The sequence below is a fragment of the Dactylosporangium siamense genome (genome assembly GCF_016862795.1).
Taxonomy (GTDB): Bacteria; Actinomycetota; Actinomycetes; order Mycobacteriales; family Micromonosporaceae; genus Dactylosporangium; species Dactylosporangium siamense.
Window position 1 is genome coordinate 1 of sequence record NZ_BONQ01000120.1, and the last position, 24,561, is coordinate 24,561.

Consider the following 24,561-nt stretch of genomic DNA (forward strand, 5'->3'; position numbering starts at 1 on the left):
GGTCACGGCCCGGACCTGTTCGGCGATCGCGAGTTCCTCGTCGGTCGGGATCACGCAGACCGCCACGGGGGCGTCGTCCGGGGAGATGAGCGGGGCGTGGGCGGCGTTGCGGACCGGGTCGACCGTGATGCCCCAGCCGTCGAGGCCGGCGAGGGCGGCCTCGCGGACCGGGGCGGCGTGCTCGCCCACGCCGGCGGTGAACACGATCGCGTCGAGGCGACCGAGCACGGCGTGGTAGGCGCCGACGTACTTGCGGATGCGGTGGCAGTACACGTCGAAGGCGAGCGCCGCACCGGCGTCCCCAGCGGCGCGGCGTTCCAGGACGGTGCGCATGTCGTTGGCGCCGGCCAGGCCCTTCAGGCCGCCGTGGCGTTGCAGTTGCTCCTCGGCAGCGGCACCGGAGAGGCCGGCGGCGCGGTGCAGGTAGCTGAGCACGGCCGGGTCGACGTCGCCGGAGCGGGTGCCCATGACGAGGCCTTCGAGCGGGGTGAGGCCCATCGACGTCTCGACGCTGCGCCCGCCCTGGATCGCGGTGGCGCTGGCGCCGTTGCCGAGGTGCAGCACGATGAGGTTGAGCTCGGTGAGGGGACGTCCGAGCAGGTCGGCCGCGCGGCGGGAGACGATGTCGCAGGAGGTGCCGTGGAAGCCGTACCGGCGGATCCCGTGGCGCGCGGCGAGATCCCGGTCGAGGGCGTACGTGCTGGCGGAAGGCGGCAGGGACGCGTGGAACGCGGTGTCGAACACGGCCACGTGGGGCACGCCGGGCAGCGCCGCGCGGGCCGCCTCGATGCCGGCGATGCCGCCGGGGTTGTGCAGCGGCGCGAGCGGGGTCAGCTCGTGCAGGACCGCCAGCATCGCGTCGTCGACGAGGGCGGGCGCGGTGAACGCCGAGCCCCCGTGCACGACGCGGTGCCCGACCGCGGTGATCCCATGCTTGTCCAGGCCGTCGAGGATCTCCGCGAGGGCGGCCGCGTGGTCGGCGACGCCGTCGGGCTCGCCGATCCGTTCGACGGTGCCGCGCTGGCCGGCGGCCGGATCCGAGAGGTCCACGACGCGGAACTTCACCGACGACGAGCCGCTGTTGAGCACGAGGATCATGACAGGCAGACTAGCGGGGTGGCTCGCATCGTGTACCTGGTCGAACACGGACCCGGATCCGGCAAGTCCGCCGTCGCGCTCGGTCTGGCCGAGCTGCTGTCGCGGAAGGTCCCCAGGATCGGCGTGTTCCGCCCGTTCGTCGACGGTGCGGCACCGGACCCGACGTTGTCGCTGCTGCGCTCGCGGTACCACATCCAGAACGACGATCACGAGCCTTTCGGTGTGACGGCGGCGGAGGCGGCCGCGATGCTGTCCGCGGGTGACGGCGAAGGCCTGGTCGGGCGGATCGTGGAGCGGTTCCGGCCGATCGCTCGCGACCATGACGCGGTGGTGGTCATCGGCAGCGACCTCGACGACGAGCAGTCGCCGACGCTCGCGCTGAACGCCCGCCTCGCCAACGAGTTCGGCGCGATCGTGGTCGCCGTCGTCAACGGCGCCGACCTGGACGCCGACACGGTCGGGTCGGTGGCGCGGCAGGCGTATCACGCGCTGGTCGAACTCGACGCCACCGTCGCCGCGGTCGTGGTCAACAAGTCCTCCGAGCAGCCGCCGAAGCTGCCGGTGCCCTGCTACACGATCCCCAACGTGGCGACGGTCGCGGCGCCGACGGTCGCGGAGGTCGCGACGTCGCTGGGCGCGACCGTGCTCAGCGCCGGGCCCGCCTCCCTCGAGCGGGACGTGCTCGACTACGTCGTCGGCGCGGCGCAGGTCCCGGCGGTGCTGTCCCACCTGACCGACAACTGCCTGCTCATCACCCCCGGCGACCGGGCCGACCTGCTCGTCGCCGCGGCCGCCGCGCACGCCTCGGGGACCGTGCCGCTCGCCGGGATCGTGCTGACCCTGGGCATCGCCCCGGACCCGGCGGCGCTGGCGTTGTTCGAGCGGTTGAACACCGGTCTCGCGGTGTTGTCGGTGCCGACGGCGAGCTACGACACGATCGCGGCGTCGACGCGCATGGAGCACCGGCTGGGGCCGGACAACCCGCGGAAGGTGGCGGCGGCGCTCGGGGCGTTCGAGTCGCACGTGGACACGGCGGCCCTGGCAGACGCGCTGGAGCTGACGGCTTCGACGCGGGTCACGCCGCTGATGTTCGAGTACGACCTGATCGACCGTGCCCGCGCGGCGCGGAAACACCTCGTCCTGCCGGAGGGGACGGAGGAGCGGATCCTGCGGGCGGCGGACATCCTGCTGCGGCGGGGTGTGGCAGCGTTGACGTTGCTGGGTTCACCTGTGGAGATCGCGGCGAAGGCGCGGGACCTGGGGCTGGACATTTCGGATGCTTCGGTCATCGATCCGGCGACGTCTCCGCTGCTGGAGCGGTTCGCTCCGATCTACGCGGAATTACGGGCACATAAGGGCGTGACGCTCGATTTGGCCCGGGATGTGGTACGGGACGTCTCGTACTTCGGCACGATGATGGTCCATCTGGGTCTCGCCGACGGCATGGTCTCCGGCGCGACGCACACCACGGCGGCCACCATCCGTCCCGCGTTCGAGATCATCAAGACGGTGCCGGGCCTGGGCGTCGCCTCCAGCGTCTTCTTCATGCTGCTGCCCGACCGGGTCCTGGTGTACGGCGACTGCGCCGTCAACCCGGACCCCGACGCCGAGCAGCTCGCCGACATCGCGCTGTCCTCCGCCACGACGGCGGCCCAGTTCGGCATCACGGCCCGGGTGGCGATGCTGTCGTACTCGACCGGGACGTCCGGCGCCGGTGCCGACGTGACGAAGGTGGCCTCGGCGACCTCGCTCGTGCGTTCCCGCCGCCCTTCGCTGCCGGTGGAGGGTCCGATCCAGTACGACGCCGCCGTCGACCCCTCGGTCGCCGCCACCAAGCTGCCCGGCAGCGCCGTCGCCGGTCAGGCCACCGTCTTCGTGTTCCCGGACCTGAACACGGGCAACAACACCTACAAGGCGGTGCAGCGCTCGGCCGGCGCGGTCGCGGTCGGGCCCGTCATGCAGGGCCTGCGCAAACCCGTCAACGACCTGTCCCGCGGCGCGACCGTGAAGGACATCGTCAACACTGTCGCCATCACCGCCATCCAGGCTCAGGGTTTTTTGTCAGACCCGTCGGGCACGATGGAGGGATGACGGCGAAACTCACCTCGGTGGTCCTCGACTCCCCCGACCCGCAGGCCCTCGCCCGGTTCTACTCCGAGCTGCTCGACCTGCCGGTCACCCGCGTCGACGGGGACTGGGTCGACATCGGCGACGGCACCACGAAGCTCAGCTTCCAGCACGCTCCCGAATACCGGCCGCCGCTGTGGCCCGACCCCAACTTCCCGCAGCAGATCCACCTCGACATCCAGGTCGACGACATCGACGCCACGGAGTCCAAGGTGTTACGGCTGGGCGGGACGCTGTTGTCGACCAAAGAGGCCGGATTCCGGGTGTACAGCGACCCGTCCGGACACCCGTTCTGCCTCTGCTACGACTGAGCGCGGTGGCTCACGGGTTCGTCAGCGGCTTGGTCGGGCAGCCGTGCTCCTGCTGCCACTTGCCGACGTCGGCGACCGGTGACTTCTCCTTGCCCGCCTTCCACGCGTCCAGGTAGGACCACGGCCAGATCGCACCGCGCCGGGTCCACCAGTCGCCGGTCTTCTGGCACACCGGTGACAGGCCGAAGTGGATGTGGCAGGCGCTGGCGTCACCGGTCTCGCCGACCTTCGCGACCGGCTGGCCCGCCTTGACGACGGTGCCCGCCTCGATGCCCGCGTCGATCGTGGAGAAGTGCGACATGTAGTACCGCACCCCGTCCCCACCGAGGATCGACACCGACAGCCCGCCGCGGGTCGCCCCGTCGTTGACCTTCGCCGTCCACGTGTCGGTCCGCGTCACCTCGAGGACCGTGCCGTCGACCGGCGACACCGCCGTCAACCCGCACGCGGCGATGATGTCGCTGGCCGGGTAGTCGTGGTGGGTCCGGCTGTAGGACGCCTTGCCCTGCACCGGGAACGCGTGCTTGACCGCCTGCCCACCGGGTGCCGCAGCCCCGCTGGCCGCTCCCCCAGCCCCGGCTCCGGCCGACGCACTGCCGGCGGAGGACGGCGGGAGCCCCGACGCGCCTTCGGCGACCTGCCGCCCCGGCGACGGGGCCGCGGTGGTCGCGGTGCTGGTCGGGACAGGGTCGCCGCCACAGCCGGCGGCGCCGAGCGCCACCAACACGGCGACACCGGCAAGCCTGGTGCGCAGCGCAAACATCGTCAGCCACCCTACGCCCTCGCGACAACCCCCCGCACGACACCGCCCGGACCGCCCCGGACCGCCCTGGCCACCCGCGGGCCAGTGGGCGACTTCTATCTGCGACAAGCAGAAGGACCTCCGGGGTCAGGGGGCCTGAGGATCCTTCCGGTTGTGGGAATCTCGCAACGACGTCGTATGCCCGCCGCCCGGTCAGTAGCGGGCGGCGTACCTGGTTGGGGGCTCGCCGAACATGGCGGTGAAGTCCCTGCTCAGGTGGGCCTGGTCGACGTAGCCGAGGTCGGCGGCGAGGCCGGCCCAGTCGACCGGGGCGCCTGGGGCGGCGGCGAGGGTGTCGGTCACCTCCTGCAGGCGAAGGCGGCGCAGCAGCCACTTCGGGCTCGCCCCGACGTGGTCGGCGAAAAGGCGTTGGAGGCGGCGCACCCCCACCCCGCACAGCGCGGCCAGGTCATCGACGCGGCGCAGGTCAGGGGTGGCGGACGCGCGTTCGACCCAGGCCGCGACCTCGTCGCCCACCGGGTCGGACGGGAGCCGCTCCGCCAGGAAGGCGTCGACGGCGTCTGTCCCACCGGTCGGCGGGCCGGAGTCGTGGAACTCGAACGTCGGCAGGTCGGGGCCGAAGATGTCGGCGGCGGGGACGGTGCGGTCGGTCAGGGTGGTGGCGGGGGCGTCGAGGAAGCGGCGGAACGTCCCGGGCACGAACGCGACGCCGAGCACGCCGCCGGCGCCGGACAGGACCCGGTGGAAGTGGCGGCGGTGGACGCCGCGCAGCAGGGGTGGGCCATCGGTGGGGAACGTCAGGTGGACGCTCGGCGTGGGTGGGAGCAGCTGCCGGTACGGCGCCTGGTCGCGCAGGTCCCAGGTCGCCCACCAGTAGCGGCCGACGACGCCGGCGAGGGGTGGGGACGGCGGGGTGGAGCCGTGCCGCTGGAACGCCGACCACGCACCGGACAGTTCCCTCGGGTCGCGCACGAGGATCCACGGTAGCCGTCGCGTTTGTGCAAGACCGGGTGCGGCGCCGGCCGTACCGTCGGGGCGATGGACGGACATCTGCTCATCGGCACCGCCGCCGCCGTGACCTTGAAGGTCGTGGACGGGGTCGGTTCGCTCGACGCTCCGACGCCGTGTGCGGGCTGGGACGTGCGGGCCCTGGTCAACCACCTGCTGCACTGGGGGCCGGCGCTGACCGCGGCGGCCGCGAAGGAGGCGCTCGACCCGGGGGCGGAGGTGGACCGCACCGGCGGTGACTGGCGGGCCCTGCTCCGGGCGCAGGTCGAGCAGACCGCCACGGCCTGGGGCGGGCCGGCGGCGTGGGAGGGCGTCACGCGGATGGGTGGGCCGATGGAGCTGCCCGCGGACCTGGTCGGGGGCATGGTGCTGGGCGAGCTGGTGCTGCACGGCTGGGATCTGGCTCGCGCCGCCGGCCTGCACCCGCACTGGGACGACGCGCTGGTGCTACGGGTGCACGACGAGGTCGCCCGCTCCGCCGACATGGGCCGCCAGATGGGCGTGTACGCCGCCGAGGTGCCCGTGCCGGCAACCGCCCCGCCCCTGGCCAGGATGCTCGGCCTCAGCGGCCGTGACCCGGACTGGACCCCCTGAGCCGGACGGTCACGGAGCGGCCGCCTCTGGTGAGCCGGAGGCAGCGGCGGAGGCAGCGGCACCGGCACCGGCACCGGCCGACGGCGAGGCGGAGGCCGACGGCGACGCGGACGGGGACGCCGAAGCCGACGGCGACGCGGATGCCGAAGGAGAAGACGACGGCGACGCGGACGCCGAGGGAGAGGACGACGTCGACGGGCGGGTCGAGCTCGGGCGGGTCGTCGGCCGGCGGGTCGTCGGCTGGGTCTGCGGCGTGGTCGTCGCCACGGGCGGCGGCGGCACGGGGGCCGGGGAGGTCGTGACGGCCGGAAGGGCGCTCGCGGCGGCGGTCGCGGTCTGCACCGTCCCGCTCGACGGGGGTCGCCCCTCCGCCTGCGGCTGGCCGAGGGCGACGACCGCGGCGAGGGACACGATCCCGGCCACGACGGCGCCGACGGCGGCCCGGATCGCCCAGCGCCGGCCGCTGCTCTTCGCCGGCGCGACCAGCCGAGCGGGCGGGGCGGGGCGGGCGGGACGCGCGGAGCGCAGGTCCACGAGGGTCACGTCGTTGAGGTGCGCACCGGCCCGGGTGTGCGCACCGAACGGCAGCTTGGACAGCACGATGCGGGTGTGCGCGGCCGAGCGGGCGCCGAGCTGCGTGGCGGGACGGATCCACGGCCGATGCGCGCCGGCTCGGACGGGACTGTCCGAGGCGCCGTCGCGGCGCAGGCGCATCGGCGGGAAGGCCCGCGGCAGCACCGACGGGCGGCGCACCGGGAACGGCCGCCCGGCGGACGACTGGCCGGCGGTCGCCGCGGGGTCGGCGGTGGTCGCGGACAGCGTGTACCAGGCGGGCAGGTCGACCCGGGTGCCGGCGATGCGGGCGAAGGCCAGGGCGGCCTCGTCGCTGCCGGGGCGCAGGACCGCGTCGGGGTGCAGGCACCGGGCGATGAGGGCGGCCAGGTCGGCGGGGGCGACCAGGTCCGGGGACCCGGCGGCGGTCCCGGCCGGGGCCGACCCGGTGAGGGCGGTCCGCAGGAGGCTGCCCAGCGCGTACACGTCGAGGCTGACGTCGTGCGGGTCGGCGCCGCGGCGGTCGGTGAAGCCGAACACCTTCGCGCCGACGTCGGTGATGGCGACCTTCGCGGGGGTGAGGGCGCCGTGGGTGACCCACTGGCCGTGCGCGTGGGCGAGGGCGGCGCCGATCTCCGCGCCGATCTGGGCGACCTCGTCGGGGCTGAGGGGTCCGTGGCGGAGCCGGTCGGCGACGGTGTCGCCGTCGACGAACTCCATCACCACGTACGGCACGTCGCCGCGCTCGGGCAGCTCGACGACGCCGACGTCGTAGACGGCGGCGACGTTGGCGTGGGTGAGCCGGGCGGCGGCGCGGCCCTCGGCGAGGAAGGACTCGGCGAGCGGGGCGCGGTCGGCGCGCAGCAGGCGGACCGCCACCTGGCGACGCAGGAGCTCGTCGTGGCCCTGCCAGACCTCGCTGGTGGTCCCCGCACCGATCAGCCGCTCGAGCCGATACCGGCGTTGCAGCATCATCGCGACCGGAGGTTCCTTACTGCTCGCCCAGTGGTCCGGGCTCAAGTATGCGCACCTGGAAGCGTTGCGTCCGGCAATGAGATCAGACCGTTGCCATATCCAGGCGAATCATGACATCAGGGTAGGTCGGGCCGGGCCAAGATCTCACCCGGCGGGTCTGCGGCGGCGGGCCCTGGCGGTCGGCGGGACGTCGGTGAGCTCCTCGACCATGGTGCAGGCGTCGGCGAGGGGGTCGTGCTCGTCGACGCGGGTGGCGAGCTTGCGGAGCAGGTCGCGGAAGATCGCCCGCTCGGGCTCGGCGAGCGCGCCCAGGACGCGGGTCTCGACGTGCTCCAGCTTGCCCTGCAGCTCGCACATCGTGGCGCGGCCGGCGTCGGTGGCGACGATGCGCCGGGCGCGGCGGTCGGCGGGGTCGGGGCGGCGCTCGATGAGGCCGGCCTGCTCCAGGTCGTCGAGCAGGTAGGTCATGACGGTGCGGTCGACGCCGAGCTTGTTGGCCAGGGCGAGCTGGGTGCCTTCGGCGCCGGACGCGGCGGCGGCGAGGACCTGGTAGCCGCGGGGGCCGCCGGGGACGCCGGCGATGACGTGACCCGCGCCCTTGGCGTAGGCGCGCAGCACGACGCCCAGCGCCCAGCCGAGGTCGGACTGGAGCTCGTCGCGTACCTCCGGCGCCTGCGTCATGCCGCAATGATAAGCGGCCACCTCCCTCTTGCGGGAAGATGTTCTGCGATGCAGACTATCTGTGCAACAGCCGAACTACGTGGGGGTACCACACCATGCATCTGTTCCGTCTCGACGCGAGCATCCGCACCACCGGATCGGTGAGCCGCGCGCTCGCGGACACCGCCGAGCAGGCCTGGCTCGCCGAGCACCACGACGGCGTCGTCACCCGGCGCGACCTCGGGGCCCAGCCGCTGCCCGCGGACGCGTGGACCGCCCTTGCCCGCGCCGCCGTCGACCCGGCCGCGCCGCCCGCCGACGAGGCGCGCCAGCTCGTCGACCGCCTCGGCGCGGAACTGCTCGCCGCCGACGCCTTCCTGTTCGCCGTGCCGCTGTACAACTGGAACCTCCCGGCGCAGGTCAAGGCCTGGATCGACCTGATCGTGATGCACCCCCGCCTCGGCCTGCACGGTGACCAGCCCCTCGCGGGCAAGCCCGCGGTGCTCGCGCTGAGCCGGGGCGGCGGCTACGGGCCCGGCACCCCGAAGGAGGGCTGGGACCACGTCACGCCGTACCTGCGCCGGATCCTGGGCGAGGTCTTCGGCCTCGACCTGCACATCGCCGAGGCGGAGCTGACCCTGGCGGACGTGACGCCGGCGATGGCGCCGCTGCGGGGCCTGGCCGCCGAGTCGCTGAAGGCCGGGCACGAGAAGGCGGCCGAGCACGGCCTGCGGGTCGCCGAGCTGATCAGGACCTGATGCTCACATCGGGGGCAGGTTGCCCGTGACCTCGATGGCGGTGGTGATCAGCGACTGCAGCCGCGCGGTGAGGGCGAGCAGCAACTGGTGGGCGGCCGGGCCGGAGTGCGCGGCCGCCTCCCGCAGCGTGTCCAGGTCGATCTGGAGCTGCGAGAGCTGACCCGGCAGGTCGCCCTTGCCGGGCCCGAGCGCCCCGGCCATGTCGGCGAGGCTGACCCCGTTGGCCTCCAGGGCCTTGATCGCGGCGATGCGGTCGATGCAGTCGGCGCTGTAGAGCCGGAAGTTGCCGGCGGTGCGCTCAGCAGGCTCGATGAGTCCGAGCCCGGTATAGAAGTCCACCGTGCGGGTGGACACGCCCGCGTGGTTCGCAAGCTCCCCGATCCGCAGCAGTCTCGACACATGCCAACCCTACAGTCCTGCGTGTTAGTCTCCGCGAATGGTCTTCAAGAGCCTGAAGCGCGCATTCGGTGTTGGCGGCCCGACCGTGGACACCGTCCTCGACGGACCCGACGTCCAGCCGGGTGGTTACGTGTCCGGCCAGGTCCGTTTCGCCGGCGGCGACCACGAGGTCGAGGTCGAGCGGATCACCGTGGCGCTGCAGACCCGCGTCGAGGTCGAGGGCGCCGACAGTGAGTATGACGCGACCGTGGAGTTCCAGCGGCAGCAGCTGACCGGCGGCTTCCGGCTCGGACCCGGCCAGCAGCACGCGGTGCCGTTCCAGCTGCCGGTGCCCTGGGAGACCCCGATCACGCACATGTACGGTCAGCGCCTGCACGGCATGACCATGGGCGTGCGCACCGAGCTCGAGGTCGCCCGCGCGATCGACAAGGGCGACCTGGACCCGATCAACGTGCACCCGCTGCCGGTGCAGGGCGCCATCCTCGACGCCTTCGGGCAGCTCGGCTTCCGGTTCAAGGGAGCCGACCTGGAGCGCGGCCACATCCACGGGGTGCACCAGACGCTGCCGTTCTACCAGGAGATCGAGTTCTACGCCGCGCACCAGTACGCGAGCCGCATCAACGAGGTCGAGGTGACCTTCGTGACCGACCCGCACGGCACGCAGGTGATCATCGAGTTCGACAAGCGCGGCGGTTTCATCTCCGAGGGACACGACGCGATCAACCGGTTCCAGATCGGACATGCCCAGGCCGCGGGCGTCAACTGGCCCGCGGAGGTCGAGGGCTGGGTCCGGCAGGCGACGGAACGACGGGGCTGGCATTTCTGAAAGCAAGGCACCGCCCGGTACCGTTAGCGGCACATCAAAGTTGACCGTCGGACACGGGAGGCCCGGGCATGCGTGAGCTCGTCGTCGTTGGTGTGCGGGCTCAGACCTGGCAGAGCCGTCCGATGGTGCTGCTCAAGGACGAGCAGACCGGCCGCCACCTGCAGTTCGCGGTCGAGGGCGGACCGCGTGACCTGGTCGAGCCGGTCAGCGCCGAGCTGTTCCAGCGGGCGCTGACCGCACTGCGCGCCCCGCTGCGCGCGATCGAGGTCATCGCCGCGCACGGACCGTTCCAGCTCGTGCTCGGCGACGGCATCCGGGTGCCGGCCGCGCCCCTGGAGGCGATCGCCCTGGCCCGCCACTGGGGCGTGCCGATCGTGACCAGCGAGGAGCTCCTCGCCCAGGCGTCCGTCGCCGCCCCCGAGGGCGCGACGCAGCCGCTCGACCTGACCGCGCACATGGAGAAGCTGCCGTCCGGCCGGGCGACCCTGCTGATCCGCAAGGGTGCCGAGGCCGGCGCCGAGTTCGCGCTCGACGGCGACATCTGCCGCTGCGGCCGTGACTCCGCCAACCAGATCGTCCTGGACGACAACACGGTGTCCCGCAAACACGTCGAGTTCCACCGCAACCCGAGCGGCTTCGGCTACTCGACGCTGGACCTGGGCAGCCTGAACGGCACCTATGTCAACGGCGAGCGGGTCAAGAGCGCCACGCTCAAGGACGGCGACGAGGTCCAGGTCGGCAAGTTCACGCTGTCCTACCAGCTGCGCTGACCTCCGGAAAGCTGCGCTGACCCCGTCGCCGCGACCCGCCGCCTACCAGGCGGACGGGTTGTAGTCCTTCAGGAAGCAGCCGTAGAGGTCCTCGCCCTGCTCACCGCGGACGATCGGGTCGTAGACCCGGGCCGCGCCGTCGGTGAGGTCGAGCGGGGCGTGGAAGCCCTCCTCGTGCAGCCGCATCTTGGTCGGGTGCGGGCGTTCGTCGGTGATCCAGCCGGTGTCGACCGCGGTCATCAGGATGCCCTCGGTGAGCATCTCCTCGGCGCTGGTGCGGGTCAGCATGTTCAGCGCGGCCTTCGCCATGTTGGTGTGCGGGTGGCCGGGGCCCTTGTACCTGCGGCTGAACTGGCCCTCCATGGCGGACACGTTCACCACGTACTTGCGGCGGGCCGGCGCCGCGGCGAGGGCCGGACGCAGCCGGCTGACCAGGATGAACGGCGCGGTGACGTTGCAGAGCTGGACCTCGAGCAGCTCCAGGGGGTCGACCTCGTGCACCCGCTGGGTCCAGCTGTTGATCGAGGCGAGGTCGGGCACCAGGCCGCCGGCGTCGATGGCGGTGAGTGCCGCGATCCGCTCCGGGGTGGCCGAGCCGGTGGTCAGCGCGAGGGCGGCAAGGGCATGCGGAGGGATGATTGCGGCCGGCCCGGCCTCGAGGGTCAGCTCGGCGTGCGGGTCCGCCTTGTGGAACGTCAGCATCTCCGGCGCCGGCCCGTCCAGCTCGACCGGGACCGACTCGGCGGCGACCAGGTGCGAGTAGGAGCCGGCCGCCCGCTTCACCGTCTGCGCCGCGTTGTTGATGAGGATGTCGAGGGTGCCCTGCGCGGCGACGTCGTCGGCGAGCGCGACGACCTGGGCGGGGTCGCGCAGGTCGAGGCCGATGATCCGCAGCCGGTGCAGCCAGTCGGCGCTGTCGGGCATCGCGGCGAAGCGGCGCACGGCGTCGTTCGGGAACCGGGTGGTGATCGTCGTGTGGGCGCCGTCACGCAGCAGCCGCAGCGCGATGTACATGCCGATCTTCGCCCGCCCGCCGGTGAGCAGGGCGCGCCGGCCGGTCAGGTCGGTGCGGGCGTCGCGGCGCTGCCGGTTGAGCCTGGCGCAGGCCGGGCAGAGCTGGTGGTAGAACGCGTCGACGTCGACGTAGCGGTCCTTGCACGTGTAGCAGGACCTGGCGCGCAGCAGGCGGCCCGCGGTCGCACCGATGGTGGGCGACACCAGCGCGATGCCCTGCGTCTCGTCGTCGATGCGGCCGGGCGCCCCGGTCGCGGTGGCGGCGGTGACGGTGCGGTCGGCCTCGGTGATGGCCGCGCGGCGGTCGCTGCGCCGTTGCCGCTTGACGCTCTTGTACAGATGTGACGTCGCCCGGCGCACGCGCACCACGTCTGGGTGGTCCGGCGGCAGCTCGTCGAGCTCCTCGAAGACGGCGAGGCAGATCGCCAGCCGCTCGGGGTCGACGCCGGGGCCGAACGGCACGCCGTCGCTGTCAAGAGCAGCGTCAGCAGCGTCCGATGGGGTCGGGTCGACCCTGGAGGCGGGGGCGGAGGTGAGAGTGGGGTCGTGCGGAGTCACCCCGGAACTGTACGCGAAACGCCGAACGGGTCCGGGTGGCGCCGTTGCCGCCCCGGACCCGCCGCTGCCGCGACGTCCACCGTCCCCCGTTGTTCTGCCGGTGGGCGCCGCGCTGCTTTCGACACTAGTCAGTAAACCCGATTTTCCGGTTATTTCGGACAAATCAGTTCATCGTTGCTCGAACGTGTTTTGCCAGGGGTACCAACAACGGCGCGGCGAGCATGATGACCAGCGGAGACAGCAGGAAGCCGATCCTCGGCCCCGTGGTCGCGTCCAGGATGGCACCGTCCAGCGCCGCACCGGTCGCCGCGCCGACCGAGAACGCGGTCGCCACCCACGCGAACGCCTCCGCCGCGGTGCCCGCCGGGGCGATCCGGTCGACCGTGACGAACGTCGCGGCCAGGAACGGCGGCAGGAACAGGCCCGAGATCACCGCGAGGAGCAGCAGCAGGGCCGGCTCCGACGGGGTGAGCAGCAGCGGCACGAACGCCAGGCCGAGGCACATCGCGAGCAGCGGCAGCCGCCGCCCGTCGACCTTCACCCGGGTGTTGATCAGGCCGCCGATGAGCGCGCCGGTCGCCTGTGCCGCCAGGATCCAGCTCGACCAGCTCCGGCTGCCGACCGACTCGGCGTAGTCGATGACGGCGACGGGCAGGCTCCCGACCCCGGTGCCGACGAGGATGACCGCGACGAGGAGCAGCCGCAGCCGTCCCGAGCGCAGCGCGCCGGCCCAGTGCCGCTCGGCGTGCTCGCCCCGCCAGCCGCGCACGACGGGCGTGGTGACGAACCAGAGCGTCCCGAGCAGCTGCAGGCCGGCGGTCACGTAGAGCCCGGCGACCGGGCCGCCGAGCGCGACGGAGGCGCCGGCGACGAGCGGGCCGAAGATGAAGATGAGCTCCTGCACCGCGATGTCCAGGGTGTACGCGGTGGGCACCTGCTCCTCGTCCAGCAGCGTCCGCCACAGCACCCGCAGTCCCGCCTCGAACGGTGGCGCGCCGAGCCCGGCCAGCAGCACGGCGACCAGCGCCGCCCAGAACGGCACCCCGGAGGCGAGCAGCAGGTAACCGGCGGTGGACACGGCGGCGCCGGCGAGCATCACCGGCGGCTGCCGCAACCGGTCCGCGACCCGGGCGAGGACCGGCCCGCCGACCGCGATCCCGGCCGTGTACACCCCGACGAGCGCCCCGGCCGCACCGATCGACAGCGTCTCGCGGGCGAACAGCAGCAGCGCGACGGGTGCGGCGCCGAGCGGCAACCGGCCGAGGGTACTGGCCGCAAGGACCCGGGCGACCTGAGCGGTCCGCAGCACGACGGTGAGCATGGCAGCGATCATGCTGGGCGGGCGTGGACCATGTCGACACGGGTACGGGCAGCGTGACGCTCATGACCTGACGACCTGGAGGCGAAGATGGCACCGCACATCGTGGTGGTCGGTGGCGGGTTCGCGGGGTTCCACGCGGCCCGGAGGCTGGCCCGGATGTCCCGCGGGAACGCCCGGATCACGCTGCTCAACCCGACCGACTACTTCCTGTACCTGCCGCTGCTGCCCGAGGTGGCGGCCGGTGGGCTGGAGCCCCGCCGGGTGACGGTGTCGCTACCGGCGGCACTGCCCGGGGTCCGGCTCGTGCTCGGCGAGGCGGAGCACGTCGACCCGGACCGGGCCGAGGTCCGCTACCGCGACCCGGACGGCCGCGTCCGGTACCTCGGCTACGACCGGGTCGTGGTCGCCGCCGGCAGCGTCAACAAGCTGCTGCCGATCCCGGGGCTCGCCGAGCACGCGCACGGCTTCCGCGGCATCCCGGAGGCGCTGTATCTGCGCGACCACCTGGTCCGGCAGGTCGAGCTGGCGGCCGAGACCGACGACCCGGCGGAGCGCGCGGCCCGGCTGACGTTCGTGGTGGTCGGCGCCGGATACACCGGCACGGAGGTCGCCGCACACTGCCAGCTCGCCGTCCGCGACCTGCTGCGCCACCAGCCGGCGCTCATCGGGGAGCAGGTCCGCTGGCTGCTGCTGGACACCGCGCCGCGGGTGCTGCCGGAGCTGTCGCCGCGGCTGTCCCGCACCGCGGAGCGGGTGCTGCGCGAACGCGGCGTCGAGGTGCTCACCGGCTGTTCGGTGGCCGAGGCCCTCGCCGACCGGGTCCACCTCACCGACGGCCGGGAACTGCCGACGCGCACGCTCATCTGGTGCGTCGGTGTGCGGCCGGACCCGCTGATCGAAGACCTGGGGCTCCGCACCGAGCAGGGGCGGCTCGTCGTCGACGAGTACCTGACGGTGCCCGGCTACCCGGAGGTGTTCGCCTGTGGCGACGCCGCCGCCGTGCCGGACCTGACCCGCCCCGGCCGGCTGACCCCGATGACGGCGCAGCACGCGGTCCGGCAGGGGGCGCTCGTCGCACACAACATCGCCGCGTCGCTCGGGATCGGGCGGCGGCGCCGGTACAAGCACCGGGACCTGGGCTTCCTGGTCGACCTCGGCGGCACCGACGCGGCCGCGAACCCGCTGCGCCTGCCGCTGTCCGGACTGCCGGCCAAGGCGCTCACCCGGGCATACCACCTGGTCTCGCTGCCCGGCAACCGCCGCCGGGTGGTCGCCGACTGGGTCCTGGACGCCGTGGCCGGCCGGCCCGCCGTCGAGCTCGGCCTCGTCCCCGGCGCGCACGTGCCGCTGGACGCGGCCACCCCGGAGCGTGTGTCGCTTAACGCCGCCATAAATACGCGTTAGGCGGGATTTGCAAATCGCAGAAGGGCTCGTTAAGAGCCCTTCAGATACGTTTTCCACACCCCGCGAACAATGGTGTGGAAGGTGTTTTCAAATGCGTAGATCCGTGGTCTATCCGCTGGTCGCCCTGGGTGCGGCGGCCAGCACCCTGTGGCTCGGCTCGCCCGCGTCGGCACACGGATACGTGTCGTCCCCGCCGAGCCGCCAGGCACTGTGCGCGCAGGGGAAGGTGGCCGACTGCGGCGCCATTCAGTACGAGCCGCAGAGCGTCGAGGGTCCGAAGGGGCTCAAGACGTGCAACGCGAACAAGCCCGAGTTCGCGGTGCTCAACGACAACAGCCGCAACTGGCCCGCGACGCAGGTCGGCTCGTCGGTCACGTTCAACTGGGTGCTGACGGCCCGGCACTCGACCAGCACCTGGGACTACTTCATCGGCAACACCCGCATCGCGCAGTTCAACGACGGCGGCAAGCAGCCCAACGCGACCGTGTCGCACCAGGTGAGCCTCGCCGGGTACTCGGGCCGCCAGACGGTCCTCGCGGTCTGGAACATCGCCGACACCGCCAACGCCTTCTACAACTGCGTCGACCTGCAGGTCGGCAGCGGCGGCGGCAGCACGCCGAAGCCATCAGCGACGACGTCGGCACCCAAGCCGACCGCGACCACCGCCGCCCCGAAGCCGACGGCGACGGCAACTGCGACGGCAACTGCGACGAAGACCCCGACCAAGGCGCCCACCACCACGAAGCCGCCCGCGCCGAGCGGCGCCGCCTGGGCGGCCGGAACCACGTATCACGTCGGCGACGTCGTCACGTATGACGGCCGCAGGTACCAGTGCCGCCAGTCGCACACGTCCATCTACACGTGGGAGCCGATCTACACCCTGGCTCTCTGGCTGCCGGTGTGACCGTCGTGACGCGTATCCGTGCCATCGCCGCGGTCCTGGTCGCCGCGGCCGTCCTCCTCACCGGTTGCAAGGACGTCAACCAGCCGGCCACCGCCGTCCCGCAGGGTGTCGCGGCCGTCGCCGAGGGCCCGCACAACGCCTACGACGTGCTGTTCCTGCAGATGATGATCGGCCACCAGCGGCAGGGCCTGGAGATGCTGAAGCTCGGCCGGGACAAGGGCGTCCGCGAGGACGTCGTCAACCTCGCCGGCGCCATCGACGTCACCGAGGCCGAGGAGGTCGACCGGATGAGCGGCTGGCTCACCGGCTGGAAAGAGCAGGCCACCGGCAGCGACGACCACAGCTCGCACGCCGCGCACGGCGGCCAGGCCGCCACCGGCGAGGAGCAGCTCGCGGCCCTGCGCGACGCGTCCGGCGCCGACTTCGAGATGAAGTTCCTGAACCTGCTCATCGCGCACCAGCACAACGCGGTCGAGATGGCGCAGCAGCTCAAGACGAACGGCCAGAACACGACCGTGAAGCAGTTCGCCGAGCGCATCGAACTGTCCCGCACCCAGCAGATCCAGCAGATGCTGGTGCTCGTCAGCGGCTGACATGTTCAAACGGGCCGGACGAGGGGAAACAGTCCTCTCGTCCGGTCTTCTTTGTGAGGTGTACGAGATGTCCACGGAAGCCACGAGCCGTTGCCCCGTGTGCGACGCGAAGGTCCACGTCAACGCCGGTGCCCCCACGCCGCCGCACCAGGCCGGCGCAGGCCAGTGCGACGGCACCGGCAAGCCCACGCACTAGGACGGGTGATCTCCCGCGCGCAGGCATTTCACCCGTTTTGCGCAGCGGCCGCCGGCCCCGCCGGCGGCACGATCATCGGCATGTTGCACCTCGACCCTGACAGCGTCCTCGTCACCACGGCCGCCGAACTCCAGACCCGCCACCTCGAACGCGACCCGGACGACCCGGCCCGCTGCGGCGCCTGCGGCGCCCTGCTCCCCTGCCCCGTCGAGGCGGCCGCCGCACTGGTCTGCCGCGCCGGCGGCCTTTGGCTGGAGGGCGACACGCTCGTCGACGCCCTCGAACCCCCGACCCAGCTGATCGCGATCCTGCCCGCCCCGGTCTGAGGAGCCTCCCCGGTCAGCGCGGACGGCGGCCGCGCGCGGGGGCCGGCACGCCGTCGCCGACGCACGGATGCTGATCGCGCACCCGGAGGTCGACCTGGTCACCATCGCCGCCGGGCCTAGGGACTCAGCCATACCCAGATGGAGTTGTCGCGCGACAGGCCCGCACCGCCATGAGGTGTGCGAGGTCCGATGCCCGCCAGCTTCCCACTGACCGGTGTGAGCACAGTGGAGACATGGACCGCATGTCTGCAAGGAGCCGCCGGCTGTTGCCAGTCCTGCTCGTCGGACCGTTCATGGCGCAGGCCGACGCCACGATCGCCAATGTCGCGACGCCGTCGATACGCGATGATCTCGGGGCGTCAGGCCCGCTGCTGGAACTGGTCGTCGGCGGCTACCTGATCGCTTTCGCGGTGCTGCTGATCACCGGCGCCCGGCTGGGCCAGACCTACGGCTACCGCCGGGTCTTCCTGCTCGGCGTGGGGCTGTTCACGGTCGCGTCCCTGCTGTGCGGTCTGGCCCCAAACCCGACAACGCTGGTCCTCGCCCGGGTCCTACAGGGGATCGGCGCCGCGCTGATGTTCCCGCAGACGCTGACCGGTATCCAGCTCAATTTCTACGACGATGCACGCGCCCGTGCGATCGGCCTGTACGCCATTGCCCTGTCCACCGGTGCTGTCGTCGGGCAGTTCCTCGGCGGTATGCTCATCTGCGCCGACCTCGCCGGAACCCACTGGAGGGCGATCTTTCTCATCAACGTCCCGGTCGGCGTCCTGGTCGTCCTCGCCGGGCTGCGGTACCTGCCCGCCGACACGCACCGGACCTCGCGTCGGCTGGACCTGGCCGGCGTCTCCGCGCTGTCCATCGCCCTCATGCTCGTGGTCGTCCCCCTCATCCTGGGCCACAGCATCGGCTGGCCGCTCTGGACCCTGGCGTGCCTGGTCCTGGCCGGACCGGCGATCGGCGGCTTTCTGATCATCCAGCGACGGGTCGCCGCCCGGGGCGGGGAACCACTGATCGCCGTCAGTGTCCTGGCCCGGCCGGCGATCACCTGGACGCTGGTCACGCTGATGATCGCCACTGGTACCTACTATGCGCTGCTGTTCACCGTCGCCCAGTACCTCCAGCGAGACCTCCGCTACAGTGCGGCTGCGTCAGGTCTGACGCTCGTGCCATGGGTCGCCGCCTTCGGGCTCGCCGGGCAACTCGTGCGCCGCCTGCCCGAGCGCGCCGCACGGCGCGCCCCGGTCTTCGGCTGCCTGCTCCTCGCCGCCGCCTACGCCGCGATCGCGGCGGTGACGCTCCAGCGTCACCACAACCAGGCACTGCTGATGACGCTGCTCGCAGCCGGCGGGCTCGGCCTCGGCGTGCAGTTCAGCGCCCTCATCGGACACTTGACCACGATCGTTGCGACGGACTACGCCGCTGACATCAGCGGTGTCAGCACCACCGTCATGCAGATCGGCGCCGCGGTCAGCGTCGCAGCATTCGGCACGCTCTACTTCGGCCTGGCAACCCACGCAACGAACGCCTTCGGCGTGACCGTCGCAGCACTCGCCCTCACCGCCCTGGCGGCAAGCCTGACGGCGTACCGCGCCATCCGGCAGTCACCGACCGGCTCCGACGCCGCAGCGGCCGGCCCCCGCACGCCGATCGGGGCGAAAAGCGGGTGACCGCGATCAGTCGACCACCGCAAGATCGAGGTCTACAGGCCTGCCCTGTACAACAGAGGCATGGATGCGAAACGGGCGCAGGGAATCGGACTGGCCGCGGTCATGGGCGCTGCGGCCGGTGCGGCGCTTTCGGCGCACCGCGGTCCACGCGGCGCCGTCAAGGGTGCACTGCTCGGCGCCGGCGTGCTCGCGGCTGTCGACGCGACCGCCAGGGCGATGCAGCGGCCGGATGAGATTCCCGCCGTCTGGGCCAGGATCGCGGCGAGCGGGGCGATCGCCGCGCCCGTTGGCTGGGCTGCCGGGAAGGCCGGTGCGAGTCCGCTGGCCGTGGGCGTCGCCAGCGGCGCGGTCGCCGGCGCGATGGGGGTCCGGCCGCACAAGGTGGCGCTCGGGCCCGTCGTCGGGCTCGCGGTCGGCGCGGCGATGCGCGGGCGGCCGCCGGCGCAGGTGGCCGCCGCGGCCGTGGTCGCGTTCCGAATCGTGTCACAGCTGGTGTTCCGCGACCCGCAGGTCAGTCTCCTCGCGGACCGGGTGCCGGCGGAGCGGCTGCCGTTCGTCGTGCCGCTCGAGGCGCGGACCCGGTATGTCGGCACCGGCTACTTCCGCGACCTCGCCGAAGCGACCGGCGGCGTGTATCAGGAAGCGGCACCCGATGTCGGCATCGTCCCGGACCTGGACCAGCTGGCCGGGCCGGAGTTCGAGCCGGCGTCGGTGCACCCGCTCGTGCGCGAGTTCTACGAGCACACGACCCGCTTCACGCTGGACATCGTGCCCCGCTGGCGGACCTGGGTGCGGCCCGGGTATCTGCTGTACCGCACGCTCGTCGCGCGGCCGCTGGGGCAGGCGAACGTGCCGATGAACCAGCGTGAGGCCCTGCGCGGGGTGCACAGCCGCATCGACACCGTCACCGTCGACGGGCTGGAGACCCGTGGCTGGATCCGCAGTTTCGCCGACACCGGGGAGCCGATCTACGTCGGCGTCTACACCACGTACCGGCACGGCGAGCGGGGCTACGTCAGCGTCGGCTTCCCGCTCCCCCAGGCGAACTTCACCGCCACGCTCGCGCCCCGGCAGCGGGAGCGGGGGCTGATCCTCACCAGCTCCGCGCACGACGGGCAGACCGGGCACTACCTGAGCCACATCGACGAACACACCCGGGACCTGACCACCCTGGCGGTGAGCGGTTTCGCCGAGGAGCTCGACGTCTACGTGGACGACGCCGGCGAGCTGCGGGCCGTGCACGCGTTCGCGGTGTTCGGGCTGCCGTTCCTGCGACTGGAGTACACCATCCGCCGGAAGCCCTGAATGCCGCCGGCGATCTTCACCCCACCGGGTCGGTGAGCCCGAAGGCGTCGAGCGTGAGATCCAGCATCGCCGTCTGGACGGCCGGTGGGTACGCCTCCGGATCGGCCGCCGCGAACGCGGCCGCCCCCTCCACCATGGTGATGAGCGCGACGGTGACGGCCGCCGGGTCCTGCCGCGGCGCGGCGGCCTCGACGAGCCGGCCGACCCTGGCCCGCCAGGCCCGGTTACCGGCCCGGTGCATCGCGATCAGGTCCTCGTCGGCGACGGCGGCGGCCAGGAAGCCCAGCCACACCGTGCTCTCCGCGGTGGTCTGCGGGTCGAGGGCGAGGCCCTGGTGCAGGACCGCGCGCAGCGCCGCCCGGGGCGAGCCCGCGGCGGCCTCCAGGGCCTCGACGCGGGCCCGGGTCGTCTCGTGCAGCAGCTGCCGGGCGTGCCGCAGCAGCGCCCGCCGGTTGGGGAAGCGGTGCATGACGAGCCCGGTCGTGCAGCCCGCTGCCGCGGCCACGGCCCTGATCGTCAGCCGCTCCAGGCCCTGCTGCGCCAGGACGTCCCAGACGGCCCTGGACAGCAGCTCGCCCTGCCCTTCACGTGGCACGCGTCTCACCCTCCTCGTGTCGTAACAGCTGTTACGGTAACAGCTGTTACGACCGAGGAGGGGCGATGACGGACTGGACCATCGAGGTGCGTGCCTGGGACGACCCGGCGGGGGCGGCCCTGCGTGCGGCACAGCGGGCCGAGCTCGACGCGCGGTACGGCAGCGACGACCACGAGCCCGGCGCCGTCCCGACCGCCGCGGACATCGACCTGTTCCTGGTCGCGGTCAGCGACACCGACGGCACCCCGGTCGGCTGCGGCGCCCTGCGCCGGCTGGAGGAGCACGCCGCCGAGGTCAAGCGGATGTACGTGGTGCCACCGGCCCGGGGCACCGGCGTCGCGGCCGCGATCCTGCGGGCCCTCGAAACGGCGGCCCTGGACCGCGGCTGGCCGACGCTGCGCCTGGAGACGGGCACCGAACAGCCCGACGCGCAGCGCTTCTACGAGCGCGAGGGCTACCGACGGATCCCGCTGTTCGGCGCGTACGCCGGCTCGACCCTCTCGGTCTGCTACGAGCGAACCCTGCGGCAGTAGGCTCCCGCCATGGCAGGGCCCCGTCGAGGCGTCGTGGGGTGGCGCCGCCCGGGCCCTGCTGATCCCCGGGTCCTGAAACGGTCGCCCCCACAGCCGGGCTGCAGGGGCGACCTCCAAGCGACCAGCCCGCGGACCACCAGGCCCGCGGACCTCTAGGCCGTGACGATCGTGCCGTCCGGCTGGCGGGTGCAGGTGACGGTGCGGGCCGAGCCGGTCGCGGCGCCGGTCAGGCACTTGCCGAGCACGGCGTGCCCGGCGGCGCTGGGGTGCCACGACTCCTGGCAGGTCTGGAAGTACGAGACGCAGGTGTTCGCGATCCGCTGGATGGCGATCTTGTCCTTGCCGGCCAGGCTGGTCACGAACACGCCGCTCGCGCCGTCCTGCAGGCGGATCGGGGTGGCGAGGGCGTTGCCGGGACTACCGGCCTTCTCGCACAGCCGGGCGCCGTCGAAGGCGTGCTGGACGTTGAGGTAGACCAGGTCGTCGGCGGGGAACTCGGCGGCGAGGGTGTTGCGGGTCGTGCTCACGATCGAGCCGAGGCCCTGCGAGAAGCCGTGGCCGGGAGCGAGGCTGGCCCGGTGGATCGGGCAGCCGGCGGCGTACCGCTCGGCGCCGAGGTCGCGGAACTTGTCCCGGTCGTCCTGCCGGCCGTCCTCTTCCCAGTAGGACTGCTCCAGGTCGAACGGCAGCGGGTTCGTGTAGTCCTGGAAGATCACCCGGTGCTGCCCGTCGGCGTCGATCTGGTCGAGGGTGGTGATGACCTGCCGGGCGGCGGCGATCGTCTCGGCCGTCGCGGCCTGGACCTGCGCGGCGGTGGCGAGGTCGGCGGCGGTGCACGGCTCCTGCTCGACCGGGCCGTTGAGGTAGGCCCAGAACTCCCACCAGCCGGTCCACGCGTCGGCGATGAACCGGTTCGCACACTTCTCGGCCACGTCGCCGAACGTGAACGAGCTGTTGTTGGAGCCGAGACCGATCAGCACCACGTCGATGTCGTGGGTCTGCGCGACGGCCCGCAGCTGGTCCAGCTGCGAGGCGACACTGCGGCCCTTCGTGCGGCCGCCGGACGGGTTGGCGATGTCATACGGGCGTCCGCCGGAACAGGCCAGGTTGAAGCGGTCCTGGATGCCCGGCAGCGTCGCCTGGTTGAGCGAGGCGCTGGCGGAGCGGTGACAGAAGAAGGCGTTGGTGTTGGGTGCGGACCATCCGGGGAACGGCTGCGCGACGCCGTTGACGTCGACGACCGGCTGATAGCTGCCGGCGCCTTCCCCGCTGATGAAGCTGTCGCCGAGGGCGACGGCGGCGGTCGGCAGGGCGGCGGTGGCCGGCGACCCTGGCACGACCGCCGCGCCGGTGGCGGCCAGCATGCCGGCCACCAGCAGGGCGGTGCGACGGAACACGGACACGGCGGTCTCCTCGATCCCATCGAATGTGAGAAATCCTCTGGGTCGGGATCAGATCACGGTGTCCGCATGTACGTCAATGTTTCGATCCCATTTCCCGACAAAGCCGGTCGGGTTAGTAATGAAACCGGCGGTCAGCGGGTCACGGTGAACATGTAACAGCCGTAGGCGACGTTGCGGGAGTCGACGCGGACCACCGCCGGGTCGGCGAGGATCTCCGCCAGCACACCCTCGGGATCGGAGCCGTCGTGCACCCGGGTCGTGGGATGGATCCAGCCGCGCGCGTCATAGGCCCGCAACACCTGCGACCGCCCCCGCCAGTCCCCGGGGTAGCCGGTGCCGGCCGGCCCGTCGCACCGCTCGGCGTGCGCGAAGACCGCCCCGATCTCGCGGTACGGGCTCGGCGGCAGCACCGGTTCGTATCCGAACAGCATGAGCCGCTCCCCCTCGACGGCGTCGCGCAGGCAGCACCGCAACGGCTCGCCGCCGCCGGCCACCGACCGCTCGACGGGGTGGCCGGAGACGTCAGTTCCCTTGTCCCGCACCGATTCCAGGACGCCGGGGTCGATCGCGTGAATCGTGGTCATACCCCGATCCTGACGCACCCCACCCCGCGCCGGCTGGCGGAAATCGGCCGTCGCGCTCGCCGTGCGGACCCATGCCGGTGGACTTACCGTTGAGCAGGTGGAACGCGTACCCCTGGACGAGAACGCCGCCGCGCGGCAACGCCTCAACGCCCTCATCGACTCCCTCAGCGACGACGATCTCGGCCGGCCGGTCACCCCCAGTTGGAGCGTCGGCGCGGTGCTGGCCCAGGTCGCCTTCTGGGACCGCTGGGCGCAGACCCTCGTGCAGCGCTGGCGCTCCGGCCAGCTCCCCCCACCGACCGTGCCACCGTGGTACGACGACGCGATCAACCACACGCTCCTGCCGGCGTGGCAGTCGATCCCGGGGCGTTCCGCGGCGCAGCTCGCCCGCGCCGCGGCGGAGGCCGCCGACCATGAGATCGAGAAGGCCGAGACCCCGGTCGTCGCCGGCATCCTCGCCTCGCACCAGTCCAACCTCCTGGACCGCGCGACCCCTCGCAACGACGCCCTGGACCGCATCGAGCACGCCCTGCGCTGAACCAGCCTCAGGCCTGCTGCTGGGTGGGGCGCACCAGGAGCTCGTTGACCGCGACGTGGCGGGGGCGGGTGACGATGTAGGCGATCGTGTCGGCGACGTCGTCGGCCTCGAGGCGTTCGACGTCGGCGAAGCGCTGCCTGATCGTTTCGAGGATCTCCGGCCGGTTGTGGTCGGCGAGCTCGGTGGAGACGGCGCCGGGCTCGACCAGTGAGATCCGCACGTAGCGTCCGGTCACCTCCTGTCGCAGGGACTCGCTGAAGGCGCCCACGGCGTGTTTGGTGGCGTTGTAGACGCCGCTGCCGTTGCGGGCGACCCGGCCGGCGACGGAGCTGACATTGACCATGTCGGCGACCTTGCGCCGGCCGTTCGTGGCCGCGGCCAGCAGGTGCGGCAGCGCGGCGTGGGCGGTGTACAGCAGGCCCAGGACGTTGACGGAGACCATCCGCTGCCACTCCTCGACGGGTGCGTCGACCACCGGGCCGAGCAGCATCACGCCGGCGTTGTTGACGAGCGTGTCCAGGCGCCCGAGCTCGTCGACGGTGCGCCGCACCGCCGCCACCGCCGCTTCCTGCGAGGTGACGTCGGCCTCCACGACCAGCGCGACGCCGCCTTCGCCGCGGATGCGGTCGGCGAGCTCGGCGAGCCGGTCGGCGCGGCGGGCCACGAGGGCGACGGAGGCGCCCCGAGAGGCCAGCGACAGGGCGGCGGCCTCACCGATGCCGCTGGAAGCGCCGGTGATCAGTGCAACAGTGCCTGACAAAGATCCCATACCAGGA

26 protein-coding genes and 1 pseudogene are annotated in these 24,561 nt (G+C 72.5%); 15 read left to right on the forward strand and 12 right to left on the reverse strand.

What is annotated here, in order from left to right:
* Nucleotides 1-1,098: acetate/propionate family kinase (locus tag Dsi01nite_RS37630; protein WP_203851152.1), on the reverse strand; the 1,098-nt coding region annotated here is incomplete at its 3' end.
* Nucleotides 1,099-1,116: 18 nt separating this feature from the next.
* Here Dsi01nite_RS37630 and pta point away from each other — a divergent pair.
* The gene (pta, locus tag Dsi01nite_RS37635) at nucleotides 1,117-3,189 is read left to right on the forward strand and encodes a phosphate acetyltransferase (protein ID WP_203851153.1); all 2,073 of its coding nucleotides are present in this window, start codon (nucleotides 1,117-1,119) and stop codon (nucleotides 3,187-3,189) included.
* Nucleotides 3,186-3,536, forward strand: coding sequence for a VOC family protein (locus Dsi01nite_RS37640; RefSeq protein WP_203851154.1), 351 nt, complete (start codon nucleotides 3,186-3,188; stop codon nucleotides 3,534-3,536). The genes pta and Dsi01nite_RS37640 overlap by 4 nt, the downstream gene beginning before the upstream one ends.
* Before the next feature lie 10 nt (nucleotides 3,537-3,546).
* On the opposite strand, the gene Dsi01nite_RS37645 is transcribed toward Dsi01nite_RS37640, so the two are convergent.
* Nucleotides 3,547-4,299: a M23 family metallopeptidase gene (locus tag Dsi01nite_RS37645; protein ID WP_203851155.1), complete on the reverse strand. Its 753-nt coding sequence runs from the start codon at nucleotides 4,297-4,299 to the stop codon at nucleotides 3,547-3,549.
* A gap of 192 nt (nucleotides 4,300-4,491) precedes the next feature.
* Nucleotides 4,492-5,271 (reverse strand): AraC family transcriptional regulator, encoded by a 780-nt coding sequence (locus Dsi01nite_RS37650; RefSeq protein ID WP_203851156.1) that lies wholly within the window; start codon nucleotides 5,269-5,271, stop codon nucleotides 4,492-4,494.
* A gap of 66 nt (nucleotides 5,272-5,337) precedes the next feature.
* Here Dsi01nite_RS37650 and Dsi01nite_RS37655 point away from each other — a divergent pair, with 66 nt between their 5' ends.
* Entirely contained in the window at nucleotides 5,338-5,901 is a 564-nt protein-coding gene (locus Dsi01nite_RS37655; RefSeq protein ID WP_203851157.1) for a TIGR03086 family metal-binding protein, read from the forward strand.
* A gap of 9 nt (nucleotides 5,902-5,910) precedes the next feature.
* On the opposite strand, the gene Dsi01nite_RS37660 is transcribed toward Dsi01nite_RS37655, so the two are convergent.
* Both Dsi01nite_RS37660 and Dsi01nite_RS37665 read right to left on the reverse strand, forming a co-directional pair.
* Nucleotides 5,911-7,428 carry a serine/threonine-protein kinase gene (locus tag Dsi01nite_RS37660; RefSeq protein WP_203851158.1) on the reverse strand — a complete coding sequence of 506 codons (1,518 nt, stop codon included), beginning with the start codon at nucleotides 7,426-7,428 and terminating at the stop codon, nucleotides 5,911-5,913.
* Nucleotides 7,429-7,572: 144 nt separating this feature from the next.
* The gene (locus Dsi01nite_RS37665) at nucleotides 7,573-8,109 is read right to left on the reverse strand and encodes a MarR family winged helix-turn-helix transcriptional regulator (RefSeq protein WP_203851159.1); all 537 of its coding nucleotides are present in this window, start codon (nucleotides 8,107-8,109) and stop codon (nucleotides 7,573-7,575) included.
* 95 nt (nucleotides 8,110-8,204) lie between these two features.
* Between Dsi01nite_RS37665 and Dsi01nite_RS37670 the strand changes: the two genes are divergently transcribed.
* The gene (locus tag Dsi01nite_RS37670) at nucleotides 8,205-8,846 is read left to right on the forward strand and encodes an FMN-dependent NADH-azoreductase (RefSeq protein WP_203851160.1); all 642 of its coding nucleotides are present in this window, start codon (nucleotides 8,205-8,207) and stop codon (nucleotides 8,844-8,846) included.
* Between the two features lie 3 nt (nucleotides 8,847-8,849).
* Here Dsi01nite_RS37670 and Dsi01nite_RS37675 read toward each other — a convergent pair whose 3' ends face one another.
* Nucleotides 8,850-9,245, reverse strand: a complete 396-nt coding sequence (locus Dsi01nite_RS37675; RefSeq protein ID WP_203851161.1) for a MerR family transcriptional regulator — start codon at nucleotides 9,243-9,245, stop codon at nucleotides 8,850-8,852.
* A 37-nt stretch (nucleotides 9,246-9,282) separates the two neighbouring features.
* Between Dsi01nite_RS37675 and Dsi01nite_RS37680 the strand changes: the two are divergent.
* Nucleotides 9,283-10,059, forward strand: a pseudogene (locus Dsi01nite_RS37680) (sporulation protein); the annotation flags it as partial.
* Nucleotides 10,060-10,139: 80 nt separating this feature from the next.
* Nucleotides 10,140-10,841, forward strand: coding sequence for a bifunctional nuclease domain-containing protein (locus Dsi01nite_RS37685; protein WP_203851163.1), 702 nt, complete (start codon nucleotides 10,140-10,142; stop codon nucleotides 10,839-10,841).
* Nucleotides 10,842-10,883: 42 nt separating this feature from the next.
* On the opposite strand, the gene Dsi01nite_RS37690 is transcribed toward Dsi01nite_RS37685, so the two are convergent.
* Together Dsi01nite_RS37690 and Dsi01nite_RS37695 are read right to left on the reverse strand one after the other, a co-directional pair.
* Nucleotides 10,884-12,317: an SDR family NAD(P)-dependent oxidoreductase gene (locus Dsi01nite_RS37690; RefSeq protein ID WP_203851245.1), complete on the reverse strand. Its 1,434-nt coding sequence runs from the start codon at nucleotides 12,315-12,317 to the stop codon at nucleotides 10,884-10,886.
* A 259-nt stretch (nucleotides 12,318-12,576) separates the two neighbouring features.
* Nucleotides 12,577-13,734 (reverse strand): MFS transporter, encoded by a 1,158-nt coding sequence (locus tag Dsi01nite_RS37695; RefSeq protein WP_203851164.1) that lies wholly within the window; start codon nucleotides 13,732-13,734, stop codon nucleotides 12,577-12,579.
* Between the two features lie 87 nt (nucleotides 13,735-13,821).
* Between Dsi01nite_RS37695 and Dsi01nite_RS37700 the strand changes: the two genes are divergently transcribed.
* The 7 genes from Dsi01nite_RS37700 (at nucleotide 13,822) to Dsi01nite_RS37725 (ending at nucleotide 20,132) form a co-directional block, all read left to right on the forward strand.
* Complete coding sequence (locus Dsi01nite_RS37700; protein WP_203851165.1) at nucleotides 13,822-15,138, forward strand: NAD(P)/FAD-dependent oxidoreductase; 1,317 nt, start codon at nucleotides 13,822-13,824, stop codon at nucleotides 15,136-15,138.
* 91 nt (nucleotides 15,139-15,229) lie between these two features.
* Complete coding sequence (locus Dsi01nite_RS37705) at nucleotides 15,230-16,042, forward strand: lytic polysaccharide monooxygenase (RefSeq protein ID WP_203851166.1); 813 nt, start codon at nucleotides 15,230-15,232, stop codon at nucleotides 16,040-16,042.
* Nucleotides 16,043-16,047: 5 nt separating this feature from the next.
* Nucleotides 16,048-16,635 carry a DUF305 domain-containing protein gene (locus Dsi01nite_RS37710; RefSeq protein WP_203851167.1) on the forward strand — a complete coding sequence of 196 codons (588 nt, stop codon included), beginning with the start codon at nucleotides 16,048-16,050 and terminating at the stop codon, nucleotides 16,633-16,635.
* Nucleotides 16,636-16,702: 67 nt separating this feature from the next.
* On the forward strand, nucleotides 16,703-16,831 hold the full coding sequence (locus tag Dsi01nite_RS58480) for a hypothetical protein (protein WP_275423447.1): 129 nt from the start codon (nucleotides 16,703-16,705) through the stop codon (nucleotides 16,829-16,831).
* Between the two features lie 80 nt (nucleotides 16,832-16,911).
* Nucleotides 16,912-17,157 (forward strand): hypothetical protein, encoded by a 246-nt coding sequence (locus tag Dsi01nite_RS37715; RefSeq protein ID WP_203851168.1) that lies wholly within the window; start codon nucleotides 16,912-16,914, stop codon nucleotides 17,155-17,157.
* A 233-nt stretch (nucleotides 17,158-17,390) separates the two neighbouring features.
* Nucleotides 17,391-18,827, forward strand: coding sequence for an MFS transporter (locus tag Dsi01nite_RS37720; protein ID WP_203851169.1), 1,437 nt, complete (start codon nucleotides 17,391-17,393; stop codon nucleotides 18,825-18,827).
* Nucleotides 18,828-18,887: 60 nt separating this feature from the next.
* Nucleotides 18,888-20,132, forward strand: a complete 1,245-nt coding sequence (locus Dsi01nite_RS37725) for a hypothetical protein (RefSeq protein ID WP_239136457.1) — start codon at nucleotides 18,888-18,890, stop codon at nucleotides 20,130-20,132.
* A gap of 16 nt (nucleotides 20,133-20,148) precedes the next feature.
* Here Dsi01nite_RS37725 and Dsi01nite_RS37730 read toward each other — a convergent pair whose 3' ends face one another.
* A complete protein-coding gene (locus Dsi01nite_RS37730) occupies nucleotides 20,149-20,727 on the reverse strand; it encodes a TetR/AcrR family transcriptional regulator (protein WP_239136458.1) in 579 nt (192 codons plus the stop codon).
* A 65-nt stretch (nucleotides 20,728-20,792) separates the two neighbouring features.
* Between Dsi01nite_RS37730 and Dsi01nite_RS37735 the strand changes: the two genes are divergently transcribed.
* The gene (locus tag Dsi01nite_RS37735; protein ID WP_203851170.1) at nucleotides 20,793-21,260 is read left to right on the forward strand and encodes a GNAT family N-acetyltransferase; all 468 of its coding nucleotides are present in this window, start codon (nucleotides 20,793-20,795) and stop codon (nucleotides 21,258-21,260) included.
* A 152-nt stretch (nucleotides 21,261-21,412) separates the two neighbouring features.
* Here Dsi01nite_RS37735 and Dsi01nite_RS37740 read toward each other — a convergent pair whose 3' ends face one another.
* Nucleotides 21,413-22,624 (reverse strand): SGNH/GDSL hydrolase family protein, encoded by a 1,212-nt coding sequence (locus tag Dsi01nite_RS37740; RefSeq protein ID WP_239136467.1) that lies wholly within the window; start codon nucleotides 22,622-22,624, stop codon nucleotides 21,413-21,415.
* Between the two features lie 170 nt (nucleotides 22,625-22,794).
* Nucleotides 22,795-23,247: a DUF1203 domain-containing protein gene (locus Dsi01nite_RS37745; RefSeq protein WP_203851172.1), complete on the reverse strand. Its 453-nt coding sequence runs from the start codon at nucleotides 23,245-23,247 to the stop codon at nucleotides 22,795-22,797.
* 97 nt (nucleotides 23,248-23,344) lie between these two features.
* Between Dsi01nite_RS37745 and Dsi01nite_RS37750 the strand changes: the two genes are divergently transcribed.
* Complete coding sequence (locus Dsi01nite_RS37750) at nucleotides 23,345-23,785, forward strand: DinB family protein (RefSeq protein ID WP_203851173.1); 441 nt, start codon at nucleotides 23,345-23,347, stop codon at nucleotides 23,783-23,785.
* Between the two features lie 7 nt (nucleotides 23,786-23,792).
* On the opposite strand, the gene Dsi01nite_RS37755 is transcribed toward Dsi01nite_RS37750, so the two are convergent.
* Nucleotides 23,793-24,554, reverse strand: coding sequence for an SDR family NAD(P)-dependent oxidoreductase (locus Dsi01nite_RS37755; protein WP_203851174.1), 762 nt, complete (start codon nucleotides 24,552-24,554; stop codon nucleotides 23,793-23,795).
* Nucleotides 24,555-24,561: the final 7 nt, after the last annotated feature.